Origin of the sequence: Paenibacillus praedii (genome assembly GCF_049725345.1) — a bacterium.
Classification (GTDB): Bacteria; Bacillota; Bacilli; order Paenibacillales; family Paenibacillaceae; genus Pristimantibacillus.
Genome location: NZ_JBMWAM010000005.1, coordinates 71,539 through 85,224 on the forward strand (window position 1 = coordinate 71,539; position 13,686 = coordinate 85,224).

The following is a 13,686-nucleotide window of genomic DNA, read 5'->3' on the forward strand; positions in this document are numbered from 1 at the left end:
ATATCTAAATCATTATAGCACAGATTGTATCATGAATACCAGTAAACCAATAAAAGCCATACTAAATGAGTTGAAAGCACCCTTCCTAAATTTCCATTGCATTGGAGCGATAGCCGTGATTCCTCATACTCAACGCTTTGCGCTGCATTTACCTATAATGACTGCAGGCGCTTTTCTCGTTGCGGTCGGATTTAATCTGTTTCTTATCCCTCACCAGCTGCTCAGCGGCGGAATCTCTGGTTTATCGATGATGATTGGATATATAACGGGCGCAAATATCGGATGGCTTTACTTGCTTTTGAATATTCCTGTACTCATCTGGGGCTGGTTTGCGATCAGCCACCGTTTTATTTACTGGAGCATATACACGGTGATCCTGTCGACGCTTTTTCTCCAGCTCATTCCGATCGTGAAAATTGTGGATGACATCCTGCTCGGCTCCGTTTTTGGCGGCATTATTGTCGGCTTCGGCAGCGGTCTGCTGCTTCGCTATGGCGGCTCCTCAGGCGGCTTTGATATTATCGCGTCCATCGTTACCCGTAAACGCGATTTACCCGTTGGCATGATCATTTTCATCTTAAATGGCGCTGTTATCGCTTTGCTTGTCATTTTTTCGAAAAACTGGGATTTGGCACTCTACTCTCTGCTGTCGATATTTTCAGCCGGCAAAGTAGTAGATACTATTCATGTGCGGCATATAAAACTAACTGCATTCATTATAACCACTAAAACGGACGAGCTGCTTTTACGCCTGCTTACACATCCGAGAGGGATAACAATCATAAAGACGCGTGGTGCATATTCATCAGCCGAACGCGATATGCTGATGACAGTAAGAACAAAATATGAGCTGGCCGAGCTTAGCAAAACCATTAAATCAATCGACCCGCATGCCTTCATCAACATTGTCGAAACGGTAGGCGTCATCGGCGACTTCTCGAAGCCCAAAGATTAATCCCTATATACGCGAATATGGAATTTATACCGTATCACTATGTTTTTGAAAATGATCCTGTTATACTATTCATATCCCACAGCTATTGGTTTCTTACCATATGATTTCCCCTGAACATTAAAAAATGAAAGGGTGATGCTCAATGGATTTGGAAACAGTCAAATTGTCTCAAATTGTAGAGAAGCTCGCCCCAGAGCTTAGTCCTTTTCTCACTGAACGCGAAATGGATACCAGCATTGTGCTGCGAGACGGGCTCGCCTTGCTTGAGCCCGCCGACGCAATGGAAATTGTACAGCACAGTATTTGCAATCAGCAGAGAGAAGCTTTGTTACATTGACAAATCGGGACGAATGGAAAAAACGCACGTGCCAGTCGAGCTGCCTCGGCTGGTTTTTTTGTGTTCCTTCTCAAAAAAGTTGGTGACCGAGACAGGCCAACTGCTTTATAATTTGAACAGAAAAGCTAACGGGGAGAGAGCAAAATGGACATCATCATCTCATCTTTATTGCTGCTGTACAGCTTGCTTACTGGCAACGGAGAAGAAAATTCGGCTGCCAAACAGCTTGCTGTTGCCAGCTTAAACTCCGCTGCTGGTCATACGCTCATACAGCCTGGAAACGATGGAATCAGCAAGGATAAACCTGTCAATCTAAATATTAAGCAAGACCCGCAGCCAAGCACTCCACCGATAAAAGGCATTTACGTTACCGCGCACAGCGCTGGCGGCTCCCGCATGGAAACCATGCTAAAGCTCCTTGATGATACAGAGCTGAACAGTATGGTTATTGATATTAAGGATGATAACGGCTATATTACTTACCCTACAACAACACCTGAGCTGCTGGAGATTGGTACGCCAAAAAAATTTATTCGTGATATCGGTGAGCTAATCAATACGCTTAAGCGGCATGACATCTATCCGATCGCCCGTATCGTCGTTTTCAAGGATACCGTGCTTGCCCGCAAGCAGCCGGAGTTATCCTTTCTTCACCAGGACGGAACCGTGTGGAGTAACGGGCGCGGAGAAAGCTTCGTCAATCCTTACCGCAAGGAGGTTTGGGAGTACAATCTCACAGTGGCGAAGGAAGCGGCAAAGCTAGGCTTCAAGGAGATTCAATTCGATTATGTGCGGTTTCCTGAAGGTTTCGAGAATAAGGCTGCATCACTTACCTTTAATAAGACGGAACTAAGCCGCGTTGATGCGGTGACCGGCTTCGTCAAATATGCACGTGAGCAGCTTGAACCGCTTGGGGTACGCGTATCGGTAGATATTTTCGGCTATGCGGCTTCCGTTCCTGCTGCTGAAGGAATAGGTCAGGATTTTGTGAAAATTTCTAACGATGTGCATGTTATTTCGCCTATGGTTTACCCTAGTCATTACAGCACAGGCTGGTTTAAACAAAAGTACCCGGACCGCAGTCCATATGAGACAATCAAAGGGGCCATGCTCGATACACATAAGAAGCTTGATTCAACCGGGGAGCTGAAGCCGATTATTCGGCCATGGATTCAAGATTTCACTGCAAGCTGGTTAGGTCAAGGACAATACATGAAGTACGGCAAGGCCGAGGTAGAAGCACAAATTAAAGCGCTGCATGATACTGGCATAACTGAATATTTGCTCTGGAATGCAGGCAACAAATATACGCCTGATGTGAACTATAAAGCAGCGGAATAAAGCAAAGAAAGTCCATCATCGCTCATGCGATGATGGACTTTCTTTGCTTTGACATTCATATGGCCTTAATCTTCAGCCGTGATCTTCCTAAAGGTGAGCTCCTTCAATAATATATCCGTTGCCGTTTTCTACTCTCTTCTTCTCTACTAGAGCAATAGAGCGAATCTCAGGCATTTTAATATAATGGCGTTGAATTTGGCTTTCAACGACATTCATCGCTTTCTCATCGGTATCCGCAAGCAAAACGAGATACGTCATCCGATCAATAAGCTCAATTTCTATTTTGTAAAGAAACATGGTCGGCATTCCTTCCTGAGCTATTGCGATAAACGCAGTGCCAATTCGTACATATTCATATCGAAAGGCTTCTTCGAATTAACGACAGTATCGATATCCGTCAACACGAGCTCACCACGGTGAACACCGCACGCTTTGCCAGAATTCCCTTCCATTAGCTGCCTTACAGCGAAATCGCCGAGTCGGCTGGCTAAAATGCGGTCCACTGCCGTCGGTGTGCCGCCCCGCTGAATATGTCCAAGCACCGTTACGCGCGGCTCAATGCCACAGCTTGTCGTAATTTGGTGGGCGACCTCTTCACCTTTGCCCGCACCTTCAGCAACGACGATAATACTATGTCGCTTGCCCTTCGCAAAATTCGTTTTCATCCGATCTGCAACCTCTGACAACTCGAACGGAACCTCCGGTACAAGAATCGTTTCCGCGCCGCTTGCCAGTCCCGCATGAAGCGCAATATCACCGCAATGACGGCCCATAACCTCAACAATGGATGAACGCTCATGCGAGGACATCGTATCACGAATTTTATTAATCGCATCGACCACAATGCTAACTGCAGTATCGAAGCCGATCGTAAAATCTGTGAACGGGATATCATTATCAATTGTGCCTGGGAGACCCATTGTTTTGATGCCCAGCTTGCTTAGCTTGTTTGCGCCCTGGTAGGAACCGTCTCCACCTATGACAACTAAACCGTCAATTCCTCTCGAGCGAAGCACCTCGGCTCCGCGCTGCTGACCTTCTGCTGTCATAAATTCCTTACAGCGAGCCGTTTGCAATATCGTTCCCCCGCGCTGAATGATATCTCCAACGCTCCGCAAATCCATTTGTCTCAAATCATCATTAATAAGACCTTGATATCCTCTTTGTACACCGTAAACGTCTAAGCCGTAAAATAAAGCGCTTCTCACAACAGCACGTACGGCTGCGTTCATTCCTTGCGAATCTCCACCGCTTGTAAGTACGGCAATCGATTTAACTCCAGACATGGTTCATTCCTCCACATAGATTAATTATGTTAAGCCTGTTGTTTGCGAATCCAGATGCTGTTAAGGAGAAAAAACAGACGCGTGAGCGGACTATTTTTCATGAGCTTCCTCGAAATATCTCTTACATCCGCCTGGTGGCGAACCTTCGGGTCTGACAAATACAAGGCTAGCAGCCCTTCAATGATCAAACGATGAAAGCGTGAAGCCGGCAGCTGCTTCACATCCTCCCTCGCGCGGTTCACAATCGTGCCAATGCGCTCAACAAGCAGACTTTCATTATCATAATAATTACAAAAATTCAGATCGCCGCCTGCATGATCCTCTTCTTGATCAATTAAATAATCAAGCAAAATATGCAAGCCGCACACGTGCGGAAAATAAATATCCTTTATCGCAGCCGCATCCTGCGCAGACAAATTGTTCTCGCTTGCGGCCAGAAAAAGCATGAACATGCCTAAGGTAGAGCCTGTCGCCGCAGCAAATTCATTCCACTGCAGATTTGGATATCTTCCTCGATGCTTCTCCCACCAAGCTAAAAGCTGGGGCTCGCGCAAATCCTTGTGGATATGCTTGTACACTTGCAAATCCCCATAAAGACCTACGAGCTCAGACACATGCGGCTGCACACTGCGATAGGATGGAAGCTGGGCTGTCTGAAGCTGACAGGTCCGAACAAGATGATGCAAATACCCGCCATCGTCACGCTCCGTGCGCAGCGCGTAATAATCCTGTAGCGCTGCGTCCGGGTTAACCGCATCCAGCATCGACTGGTGCAATAACCGAAAATCGTCCGGATCCAGAGAGGTGCTTCGATCACAAAGATTATCCAAATAATCGCTAATCGTCTGCAGCGCTACAATAAGCGGTATAAGGACATGTCGGCTGTCCAGGTTAGCCGCCGCATACACGCCGCCGCCCTGGCAATGAAACCTCTTGCTGTCCATACTATTCAGCGCTTGCGTACGAAGCTCAGAATCAGGAATCTTCTCTGCGAAACGCCGCAGCTGCTCAAGCTCCCTTCCCACCTCGGGAAGCACATACTTATAGACCCGATGCATGAGCTTCAGCGGCCCCTGCGGCACCCTATTGCCTGATAAAGTCGTTAATCTCACGGCGCATCCCTCCTCAAAATCATGTTCATGAATGTCGGCGTGATTCCACTTGCTGATCAATGCGGTACCAAATGAGCAAATCGTTGATCCTACTCGCATAATCGGCAATTTCATAGTTTAATATACAAGATTGTTCAAAGCTGTCCTCTTCAAACAGCTGTGCTTGCTTCACGTTGATAAGCTGTTCAAATTCCATGACGTGATCAGGTATTGACCCGCGTACCAGCTCCCATTGCTCAACAATTGCCAGCTGCTCGGACAATTCATACTGCTCCCATTCCGACTCCAACACAGGAATACGGATCCGAAGCCGCTCATTCCATTCAAAACGATACACTCCCATTGTAAACCTCCACATCTAAATGTACCATTTCGACTCATAATAATCCAGCTTCAAATCTCATGCAATCGCATTGGTAGGAAAGCCTATCCATGCTATACTGGTTTGCATATTGTTTCATGATAGGGATGGAGTGAACATTCAACGATGAATATATCCGATACGGACGCCACGGGGATATCTTCAACTGCCCGTCAAGAGACGCGGGCCTTAAGAATTTACAGCTTTTCCGCTTATTCAACAGCCGCAATGGTCGTCTCCTTTATCCCGCTATATTTCTTAGACCGCGGGTTCTCTGAGCAGCAGATCGGCATCATTTATTCGACCGGCCCATTTATCTCCATCTTCGCCAACATTATTATGGGGATCGCAAGCGATAAATTCAGAACGATCAAAAAGCTGCTAATGCTTCTTCTTTTTGGCCAATTCGTCATGATTTCGCTGCTGTTTCCGATTGAGCATTTTGCGCTTGTTTGTCTTGTCATGATGGGCTTTTATTTTTTTCAAACGCCGATCAATCCGTTGAGCGACAGCCTGCTGCTCTTGTCAACCCAGTATACGGGAACGCCTTACGCGCTCATTCGAATTTTTGGATCGCTGGGTTTTGCCGTAACCGCCTATACATTCGGACTTATTTTGAAAGAGATAGGCTCAAAGTGGACGTTGCCACTTGCACTTGCAACGATTGCCTTAACCTTAGCCTTAACGACCCGAATCAGAGATTACCAGGGCAGCATTCGCAAAATCGATTTCTCCGGTTTCTTCAAGCTCATACGACAGCGAGATGTTCTGCTGTTTTTCTTGATCCTGCTCACCATATCGATCCCCCATCGCATGTATGAAGGCTTTCTGGCCGTGACCATGCGACATATGGGCGCAAGCGACTCATTAGTCGGACTTGCTTGGCTGGTGTCAGCCTTAAGTGAAATACCGATCTTATTTCTGCTTGGCAAATATGGTCATAAGTTTCGGGAGCTGCCGCTGTTGATGATTGCTTCCGTCATGTATGCGGTTCGGCTTTGGCTGCTTAGCGACATACAGGATCCGCGTTGGGTGATCGCTACGCAGGCAATGCACAGCATTTCCTTCGGGATTTATTTCTCGACCGCGCTCCGATACCTCTCCCATCTTATTCCCGATGAGTTTAGAGCTTCAGGACAAGCTTTATACGCGGTTGTCTGGACGGGATTGGCCGGCATCATAAGTGGACTGTTCGGCGGATTCGTTTATGAAAACTTTGGAAGGCAAGCCTTCTATCATATGGGCGCCGTGCTGGCCCTGGTTGCTGCAGCAGCCTTTCTTGTCCGTTATTATTTCAGCCGCTTCGTTCGGTAAGCGAATCTTTAGAATTGGCAAAAGGCTGCACCAGTAGCGTGAGTAACACGCTCGAAGCAGCCTTTTTTGCATAAGTGGAGTACGAATAATATTAGGTCTTGAAAGAGAAAAAGGCCCTCCTGTTGCCAGGAAGGCCTCCAAACTATTTATATTATAGTTTAACGACGTTGGCCGCTTGAGCACCGCGGTTACCCTCAGTAATGTCGAATTCGACCGCTTGCCCTTCATCTAGTGATTTGAAACCATCGCCTTGAATTGCCGAGAAATGTACGAATACGTCTTCTCCGCCGTCTGTTTGGATAAAGCCGTAGCCTTTCTCCGCATTAAACCATTTAACTGTTCCTTTCAATTGAACAACCTCCTAAATATGACCACCGTTTTTAAACGGCGAGTAGTATCATTATATCCTCTTCGTATTAAAAAAGCAATTAGAGCAAAATGTTAAGAAATCGATTGGATCCAGGAATAAACGGGAGGTTAGATGGCAGCAGCTCAGGCACGCCGCCGTTTTCCTCAATGATCTCCAAAAGCTGCTTTAGCTCAGGATAAGGCTCCCAGCTCAAGGAAATAAGCGGATAAATGCGGATCTGTCCACCCGGCTTGCAAATCCGCATCAGCTCCTTTACTGATTGTTCATGAAAGTCAGGACCAAATTGGCTCGCATACAAGAACAAAAAATGGCTGCACAGCACAAGTGAAAATTGATCATTTTCAAAAGGCAGCTCTGGAAGCTTACCTTGGACATAGCAGCTCTGTTCCGTGTCATGACAAATATGTTTGGAAAAACGGTCGAGCGATGCCATGCGACCCTGCCTATGATTTTCAAGGGAACCATAGTAGCTCCAGTTGAACCGATCCATAAGCATGGCTAATTTAGCGGTAGAGGACTCGATCTCCTTCGCCGCTTCAGCAACTAGTTGCTGCGCTCCTGCTCCATAACGCGGATCAACCGCAACTGCGGCAATCCCTCTTGCGCTTGCATCCGCTGTAAAGGAGGATCCTCCTCCGGCGACATCCAGCAACTTCCCTCCCGTTAAATCCGCTTCCGTCAAATCAAACATTCGCACATACTCTTCAAAGCTTCTGCATGTCATGGCGACACCGATTTGTTCATAAACCTGCTTACTCATTCCCGCACTCTCCTCAGCTCGTCTCAGATTCACTAAACTCGTCTCTTAAAGCCTTCTTCTTGGTCTGCCGTATTGCTTACAGCCACCATAATGGCTATGATGATAAGAATACTATAATTAACTATTCAAAGGGTGAATTTTTTATGTTCAAAAAACACGAGATTTACAAAACCGACAAATACAATATGCTGACGGTCGAGGTACAAGGCAAGACACTTATCGTAAGAGAAATATCTGACCAGTGGGGCGAAGATTCCCATACGTTTGTCAGCCGCCCAGAAATGATGCATTGGGCAGAAAACCGATTCCGCGCTGTCGATTTTGTTGGCCGCGAGGAAGAGTTAGAAGCGATTATGGCCGCATTAAAAAATGTTTAACAAATTCGCATGGTGATAACGTTCAGGGAGATTTACCGTCAGCGGCGAACATATCGTTACGCCCGTTGGCATAGATAACGATATGCTCCGCCGCTGTTACAAGTAAGTTTTTTTCAGGAGGCTTTTCTACAAGATGGATGCAACTGCAACGATTATATTCATTATTGCCGCTTTCTCGCTTGGCGCGATTCTAATTATGAAGAAAGACACCATACCGCCAGGCTTGCGCCGCGGACTTGCGATCCTATCGATCGTATTTATCGCGTTTGCGTTTTTTCTTATTGTTTATGCCTTTTATATGATGGGCACCGCTTAACAGCCAATCGCAAGCATATTTCAAGTACACATCGGGCATCATAACTACAAACTGTGTCCCGAGGTGATAATCGGATGAAATGGCTAGCCTTGCTGCTTGCTGTAAGCCTCTTGCCAACCGCTGCCTCCTCCACGAAGGTGACAGCGACTGCTCATCATGAAACACCAACCTTATCCATACCAAGGAGGAATTCGATGAATCACGTACCGAAACGTTCAGAAACCGCTCCTGAGAGCCGGTGGAAGCTAGAGGATTTGTTTGAAAGCCAAGCGGCATGGGACAAGGAATTCGCGGAAGCGAAGGCGTTGATAAAAAAAGCTTCAGCCTATCAAGGCAAGCTGGCGGATGTTCAACAGCTTAAGGCATGCTTCGAGCTTGAGGATGAGCTCTCTCTGCATGTGGAACGGCTGTATGTATACGCGAATATGAAGCATCATGAAGATACGGCAGAGCCTGTCTATCAAGCGCTTTCCGATAAATCAAAAAAGCTTAGCGTCGAAACGGGCGAAGCACTTTCGTTCGTTACACCTGAGGTGCTAAGCCTTCCTGATGATACGCTGGAGGCTTTCATTAAGGACGAATCGATTGCAAAATTCCGACATACACTCGAGGAAATGCGTCGTCAGAAAGCTCATATTTTATCGAAAAACGAAGAAGCGCTGCTTGCCCAGGTTGGCAACATCAGCTCTGCTCCAGGCACGATCTTCGGCATGCTGAACAATGCGGACTTAAAGTTTCCGAAGGTGAAAAATGAAGACGGCGAGGAAGTCGAGCTGACGCATGGCAGTTACATCCAGTTTCTTGAGAGTCACAATCAAGATGTGCGACGTGAGGCATTCAAAGCGATGTACAATACATACGGCAAGCTGAAAAACACGCTGGCCTCCACACTGAACGCGAATGTAACGAAAAATGTTTTTTACGCGCGCGCGCGCAAATATGACTCCACACTGGATATGTCGCTTTACGGCGATAACATTCCGCAGGAGGTTTATACGAACCTGATCGACACGATTCATAAGCATCTTCCGCTTATGCACCGTTACATGGAGCTCCGCAAAAAATTGCTTGGACTTGACGAGCTGCATATGTACGATTTGTTCGCTCCGCTCGTTGACGAGTTCAAAATGGACATCACTTATGACGAAGCGAAGAAAACGATCAGTGAAAGCTTGAAGCCGCTCGGAGACGACTATTTGAGTGTGCTGCAGGATGGCTTCGAAAATGGCTGGATCGACGTATATGAGAACGAAGGCAAGCGCAGCGGGGCATACAGCTGGGGCGCTTACGGCACGCATCCTTATGTGCTGCTAAATCATAAGGATAATTTGAACAGCATGTTCACGCTGACGCATGAGATGGGCCATGCGCTGCACTCCTATTATTCGGATTCAACACAAAACTACCGCGACGCACAGTATACCATTTTCCTCGCGGAGGTTGCGTCGACCTTGAATGAGGCGCTGCTGATGGATTACCTGCTGGACAAATCAACCGATCCGAAGGAAAAAATGTATCTGCTAACGTATTATGCCGATCAATTCCGGACGACGGTGTTCCGTCAAACGATGTTTGCCGAGTTCGAGAAAATCGTACACGAGCGCGCCGAGCAGGGTGAGTCGCTTACACCGCAGGAGCTCAGCAAAATCTACTACGATTTAAACGTCCTGTACTATGGACCAGGCATGGTGGTTGACAAGGATATTGAAATGGAATGGGCGCGTATCCCCCATTTCTACAATAGTTTCTATGTATACAAATATGCGACAGGCTTCTCCGCGGCAACAAGCTTCTCCAAGCAAATTTTGGAGGAGGGCACGCCTGCGGTTGAGCGTTACCTCGGCTTCCTGAAGAGCGGCGGCAGCGACTTCTCGATTAATATATTGAAAAAAGCAGGCGTCGACATGTCCTCACCAGAGCCGATCGAACAAGCGATGAGCGTATTCGAGGAGCTTATTGGACAGATGGAGCAGTTGACGAAGTAATCGTTGCATGGAAAATGTGAAAGAAGACCATCAAGGGAACCTGATGGTCTTCTTTTATTTGCTTCATTCATGTCAGCAAATAGCCGATTCCAAGCGCTAGCGCGCCTGCGAAGATGGACGACAGAAGGTTCACCCTGTCGTTGTTCAGCCAGGCGAAGCCGCGCGCCTGCTCCGCCGCGCTGCCGCAATGCGCGGCGCGCTCGGTATCGCTGCCGCATACCCGGCAGCGATACATGGCCTGGCCGGTTGCGCCGAGCAAGGAGTCGGCGAAGGCACCGGCCAGGCCGGCGGCGGCCGCGGCGGCGATGATGGCCGCCGCTGCGGCTCCGCCGCCTGGCGTACCCGCAGCAGCCTCTGCAGGCTGCGGGGCCGCCAGCAGCAGCGCTGCAGCGGCGCCGATGAACACGGCGCCTGCGAGCGCTGCTGCGCTGCCGAGCGGCGTGACTCCGCCACTCGTGCCAACAGCCACCGGCTTGCCGCTCGTTACCGAGCGCGGCACCGTCCTGCTCAGGGCCCCGATCTCGGTGGCCCACGTATCCGCGTTCACGGCGGCCATCACGCCGATGTACGCGAATACCCAGCTCTCATCGGGCCACAATGCATGGGCGGCGCACAGCAGCAAACCAGCGCCCCCATTCGCCCAGACCTGGCCGGCATCGCGCCGCCCTGTCTTCTCGTATTTCGCTTCGGCCGAAGCCTTCGCGCGATGCTTTCGCTTCCACTTCGACCATAGTGTCGAGGATACAAAAAAAGCAATCAATACGCCAAACCATACGGGCTCGCCTAAAGTTACAAAGCCTGTCCCCATCACCACCGCCGACCATGCTCCGGAGGCCGACAATGAGCGCGCACGATAAGCAGCCGCAGCGATCAGGCCGCTGCCAAGCAAGCCCGTAATTAGCCGAAGCAGCCAGTCCTCTATGATCCCAACCATACGCAGAGACGCCTCCTAATCGAAACAGCGCCCCTGCGCCTGAATGAATCAAACGAGGGACGCTGCACCTACAATCCTATATTTCTTTTCTTTTACCTGCTTGACTGAGCAAGCAAAGCCTCATGCCAGCGATCCGGGTAGTTCGTACAAATCAAAAGCTCGGAATCAAGCGCGGCAGTCTTGCGTATGGTTCTTGTATCATTAATTGTCCAGGCCATCACTTGAATGCCGGCATTCTTCAGCATAGCCATTCGTTTCTTATTCAAACGAGAATAGCCAATGGAGAGAAAATCAGATCCGAGCTCAAGCAGCTCCTTCGGCAGCGAATTACGCCATCCATCAATAATAAGTCCCGTTCGAATATGATCCGAAAGCTTCCGCACACGATGCAGCGCGCCTTCATGAAAAGACGTAATGACAACATCCTTCACCGCGTCGTATGTTTGTATGAGCTCCGTCACCTTTTGCTCGATTGACGGGTATCGAATCCCATCTGTTTTCAGCTCAATATTCAGCTTACAGTGGCCGACAGCCTCCTGCAGAACCTGCTCCAGCGTCGGTATCGTCTCGCCTTGATACTTTTGCGAGAACCAGTTGCCTGCATCGAGGGCAGCAAGCTCGGCAGCTGTGCGATCCTTCACTTCGCCTCGGCCGTTTGTTGTCCGTCGCAGGTTATAATCATGAATAACGACAGGAACCTGGTCCTTCGACAGCTGCACATCGATTTCGATCCATTGTATCTCCGGATCAGCGATCGCAAGCCGAATGGCCGCCATCGTATTTTCCGGCGCGCGGCTTGACCAGCCTCGGTGCGCTACGCACGGATTTCTCATGGGGCGATCATCCTTTCACAACGTTTACCTTTAATTCGGAACCAGCACGCCATCCTCCCGAAGCTGTACGTCAAAAGAGATAGAAGTGAGCCGCTCCAGCAGCGCTTTGCCGGCTTCAGCTTCCATCGGGGTAGGCTGCGCTTCAACCGTAAACATCGGATGGAACTTCAGATCGCAGTCCCCGTCCTTCGTGCAGGATGCATCCAGCACGCCGGTCTCTCCCGCTTCTTTCTTCGGATAGGAAGTGAAAATAAAGTTACCTAAACTGTATGCGATCCATTTTCCTTTATACATCTCAAAGCCCTGCAGCACGTGGGGATGACTGCCGATAACAAGATCCGCGCCCGCGTCAATATATTGTCTGCCAAAATCCTTCTGATACGGCAGCGGCTGATCGGTCCGCTCTTCTCCCCAGTGAACCATGACAACAACGATGTCCGCCTGCTCCTTCGCCTTCGAAATTGCGGCAACTGCACGCTTTGTTTCATAGGTCTCAGCTACGCCAGCTATATTCCTGTCCGCTTTCCACGAAACGAATGGGACTACACGGCTCAAGCCGATATAAGCAATCTTAACGCCCCGCACCTCTTTGATGACAGGGGTGAATGCTTCTGTATCATTGCTGCCGGCCCCCATATGTGAAATACCTGCTTCATCCAAATGCTTCATCGTATCGAGCATGCCTTCCACGCCTTGGTCAAGTGCATGATTATTCGCCAGGCTCATCACATCGAAGCCTGCATTGCGAATAGAGGGCAATGTTTCCGGCAGTCCCTTAAACACATATGGCGTTCCTTCTACCGGAACTCCCCTGGTCGTCACCGGATATTCCAAATTGCCTGCTGTAAGATCTGGCTCGCTTAAATATAACAAGGATGGCTGATATAGAAAGTCATAGCCCTCTCGCTGCGTGATCGCGCTGACATATTCGCCAACGAGAATATCACCTACAAACGCCAAATTGACTTTATCCCCGGCATCGGACCCTGCAGCCGGCTCCGCGGCTCCATTTTCAGCCATCTCATCGGGCATGCCAGCATCCTCAGTCGAGTTTGTCGGAGCTCCCAGGGGATCCTCCTCTAACGATTCCGCACCTTCAACAGCACTCGATTCGTTTCCTGCGCCAGCATTCGCGCCATCTCCTTGAGCAGGCGCAGCCTGCTCAAGGTCGCTGCCGCCAGAGAAGCTGAAAAAATTCTGAAGCTTATCAAAATTCACTGCAGCAAGATAGCCGCCAAGCAGTACTGCTATAACGCCTAACAGCGAAAGGTTAATGACAACCAGCCGTCTAAGCCGTCTTTTTCGCTTCTGCTTATCTTGCTGATGAGACTCGGACCGTGATGCGTACATGGAAGATTGCTCCTCTATTGATAGAATTAAGATTCTTCCATTATAGCAATGTTTT

General features: G+C 48.8%; 16 protein-coding genes. 7 read left to right on the forward strand and 9 right to left on the reverse strand.

The annotated features are described in order from the left end of the window. Window positions 1–157 precede the first annotated feature (157 nt). From ACO9K6_RS06680 to ACO9K6_RS06690, 3 genes are all read left to right on the forward strand, one after another. Window positions 158–955, forward strand: coding sequence for a YitT family protein (locus tag ACO9K6_RS06680; RefSeq protein ID WP_424766911.1), 798 nt, complete (start codon window positions 158–160; stop codon window positions 953–955). A gap of 142 nt (window positions 956–1,097) precedes the next feature. Further along, window positions 1,098–1,292, forward strand: a complete 195-nt coding sequence (locus tag ACO9K6_RS06685; RefSeq protein WP_424766764.1) for a hypothetical protein — start codon at window positions 1,098–1,100, stop codon at window positions 1,290–1,292. Between the two features lie 144 nt (window positions 1,293–1,436). Then, window positions 1,437–2,633, forward strand: coding sequence for a putative glycoside hydrolase (locus tag ACO9K6_RS06690; RefSeq protein ID WP_424766765.1), 1,197 nt, complete (start codon window positions 1,437–1,439; stop codon window positions 2,631–2,633). Between the two features lie 87 nt (window positions 2,634–2,720). On the opposite strand, the gene ACO9K6_RS06695 is transcribed toward ACO9K6_RS06690, so the two are convergent. The 4 genes from ACO9K6_RS06695 to ACO9K6_RS06710 form a co-directional block, all read right to left on the reverse strand. After that, on the reverse strand, window positions 2,721–2,930 hold the full coding sequence (locus tag ACO9K6_RS06695; RefSeq protein ID WP_424766766.1) for a DUF3906 family protein: 210 nt from the start codon (window positions 2,928–2,930) through the stop codon (window positions 2,721–2,723). 20 nt (window positions 2,931–2,950) lie between these two features. Then, the gene (gene pfkA, locus ACO9K6_RS06700) at window positions 2,951–3,919 is read right to left on the reverse strand and encodes a 6-phosphofructokinase (protein ID WP_424766767.1); all 969 of its coding nucleotides are present in this window, start codon (window positions 3,917–3,919) and stop codon (window positions 2,951–2,953) included. A 29-nt stretch (window positions 3,920–3,948) separates the two neighbouring features. Further along, window positions 3,949–4,977, reverse strand: coding sequence for a tetraprenyl-beta-curcumene synthase family protein (locus ACO9K6_RS06705; protein WP_424766912.1), 1,029 nt, complete (start codon window positions 4,975–4,977; stop codon window positions 3,949–3,951). A gap of 79 nt (window positions 4,978–5,056) precedes the next feature. Continuing rightward, window positions 5,057–5,374 (reverse strand): hypothetical protein, encoded by a 318-nt coding sequence (locus tag ACO9K6_RS06710; RefSeq protein WP_424766768.1) that lies wholly within the window; start codon window positions 5,372–5,374, stop codon window positions 5,057–5,059. A 144-nt stretch (window positions 5,375–5,518) separates the two neighbouring features. On the opposite strand from ACO9K6_RS06710, the gene ACO9K6_RS06715 reads away from it, so the two are divergent. Further along, a complete protein-coding gene (locus tag ACO9K6_RS06715; protein WP_424766769.1) occupies window positions 5,519–6,706 on the forward strand; it encodes an MFS transporter in 1,188 nt (395 codons plus the stop codon). A gap of 151 nt (window positions 6,707–6,857) precedes the next feature. On the opposite strand, the gene ACO9K6_RS06720 is transcribed toward ACO9K6_RS06715, so the two are convergent. Together ACO9K6_RS06720 and ACO9K6_RS06725 are read right to left on the reverse strand one after the other, a co-directional pair. Then, window positions 6,858–7,055 carry a cold shock domain-containing protein gene (locus ACO9K6_RS06720; RefSeq protein WP_424766770.1) on the reverse strand — a complete coding sequence of 66 codons (198 nt, stop codon included), beginning with the start codon at window positions 7,053–7,055 and terminating at the stop codon, window positions 6,858–6,860. A 79-nt stretch (window positions 7,056–7,134) separates the two neighbouring features. Further along, on the reverse strand, window positions 7,135–7,836 hold the full coding sequence (locus ACO9K6_RS06725) for a class I SAM-dependent methyltransferase (protein ID WP_424766771.1): 702 nt from the start codon (window positions 7,834–7,836) through the stop codon (window positions 7,135–7,137). Window positions 7,837–7,979: 143 nt separating this feature from the next. Here ACO9K6_RS06725 and ACO9K6_RS06730 point away from each other — a divergent pair, with 143 nt between their 5' ends. The 3 genes from ACO9K6_RS06730 to pepF all read left to right on the forward strand — a co-directional run bounded on the left by ACO9K6_RS06730 (window position 7,980) and on the right by pepF (window position 10,514). After that, on the forward strand, window positions 7,980–8,213 hold the full coding sequence (locus ACO9K6_RS06730) for a hypothetical protein (protein WP_424766772.1): 234 nt from the start codon (window positions 7,980–7,982) through the stop codon (window positions 8,211–8,213). A gap of 133 nt (window positions 8,214–8,346) precedes the next feature. Further along, complete coding sequence (locus ACO9K6_RS06735; protein ID WP_424766773.1) at window positions 8,347–8,529, forward strand: hypothetical protein; 183 nt, start codon at window positions 8,347–8,349, stop codon at window positions 8,527–8,529. Between the two features lie 194 nt (window positions 8,530–8,723). Further along, window positions 8,724–10,514, forward strand: a complete 1,791-nt coding sequence (pepF, locus tag ACO9K6_RS06740) for an oligoendopeptidase F (protein WP_424766913.1) — start codon at window positions 8,724–8,726, stop codon at window positions 10,512–10,514. Between the two features lie 67 nt (window positions 10,515–10,581). Here pepF and ACO9K6_RS06745 read toward each other — a convergent pair whose 3' ends face one another. The 3 genes from ACO9K6_RS06745 to ACO9K6_RS06755 all read right to left on the reverse strand — a co-directional run bounded on the left by ACO9K6_RS06745 (window position 10,582) and on the right by ACO9K6_RS06755 (window position 13,631). Then, the gene (locus ACO9K6_RS06745) at window positions 10,582–11,448 is read right to left on the reverse strand and encodes a DUF92 domain-containing protein (RefSeq protein ID WP_424766774.1); all 867 of its coding nucleotides are present in this window, start codon (window positions 11,446–11,448) and stop codon (window positions 10,582–10,584) included. 92 nt (window positions 11,449–11,540) lie between these two features. Continuing rightward, window positions 11,541–12,281: a glycerophosphodiester phosphodiesterase gene (locus ACO9K6_RS06750; RefSeq protein ID WP_424766775.1), complete on the reverse strand. Its 741-nt coding sequence runs from the start codon at window positions 12,279–12,281 to the stop codon at window positions 11,541–11,543. Window positions 12,282–12,311: 30 nt separating this feature from the next. Further along, the gene (locus tag ACO9K6_RS06755) at window positions 12,312–13,631 is read right to left on the reverse strand and encodes a CapA family protein (RefSeq protein ID WP_424766776.1); all 1,320 of its coding nucleotides are present in this window, start codon (window positions 13,629–13,631) and stop codon (window positions 12,312–12,314) included. Window positions 13,632–13,686 lie beyond the last annotated feature (55 nt).

Bases quoted from the DNA above. Each gene is read 5' to 3' on its own strand.
- ACO9K6_RS06745 (WP_424766774.1), bottom strand. From the start codon at position 11,448: ATGGTTGGGATCATAGAGGACTGGCTGCTTCGGCTAATTACGGGCTTG.
- ACO9K6_RS06695 (WP_424766766.1), bottom strand. From the start codon at position 2,930: ATGTTTCTTTACAAAATAGAAATTGAGCTTATTGATCGGATGACGTAT.
- ACO9K6_RS06755 (WP_424766776.1), bottom strand. From the start codon at position 13,631: ATGTACGCATCACGGTCCGAGTCTCATCAGCAAGATAAGCAGAAGCGA.
- pepF (WP_424766913.1), top strand. From the start codon at position 8,724: ATGAATCACGTACCGAAACGTTCAGAAACCGCTCCTGAGAGCCGGTGG.
- ACO9K6_RS06750 (WP_424766775.1), bottom strand. From the start codon at position 12,281: ATGAGAAATCCGTGCGTAGCGCACCGAGGCTGGTCAAGCCGCGCGCCG.
- ACO9K6_RS06685 (WP_424766764.1), top strand. From the start codon at position 1,098: ATGGATTTGGAAACAGTCAAATTGTCTCAAATTGTAGAGAAGCTCGCC.
- ACO9K6_RS06735 (WP_424766773.1), top strand. From the start codon at position 8,347: ATGGATGCAACTGCAACGATTATATTCATTATTGCCGCTTTCTCGCTT.
- ACO9K6_RS06730 (WP_424766772.1), top strand. From the start codon at position 7,980: ATGTTCAAAAAACACGAGATTTACAAAACCGACAAATACAATATGCTG.
- ACO9K6_RS06705 (WP_424766912.1), bottom strand. From the start codon at position 4,977: ATGCATCGGGTCTATAAGTATGTGCTTCCCGAGGTGGGAAGGGAGCTT.
- pfkA (WP_424766767.1), bottom strand. From the start codon at position 3,919: ATGTCTGGAGTTAAATCGATTGCCGTACTTACAAGCGGTGGAGATTCG.
- ACO9K6_RS06690 (WP_424766765.1), top strand. From the start codon at position 1,437: ATGGACATCATCATCTCATCTTTATTGCTGCTGTACAGCTTGCTTACT.
- ACO9K6_RS06725 (WP_424766771.1), bottom strand. From the start codon at position 7,836: ATGAGTAAGCAGGTTTATGAACAAATCGGTGTCGCCATGACATGCAGA.
- ACO9K6_RS06710 (WP_424766768.1), bottom strand. From the start codon at position 5,374: ATGGGAGTGTATCGTTTTGAATGGAATGAGCGGCTTCGGATCCGTATT.
- ACO9K6_RS06715 (WP_424766769.1), top strand. From the start codon at position 5,519: ATGAATATATCCGATACGGACGCCACGGGGATATCTTCAACTGCCCGT.
- ACO9K6_RS06680 (WP_424766911.1), top strand. From the start codon at position 158: ATGACTGCAGGCGCTTTTCTCGTTGCGGTCGGATTTAATCTGTTTCTT.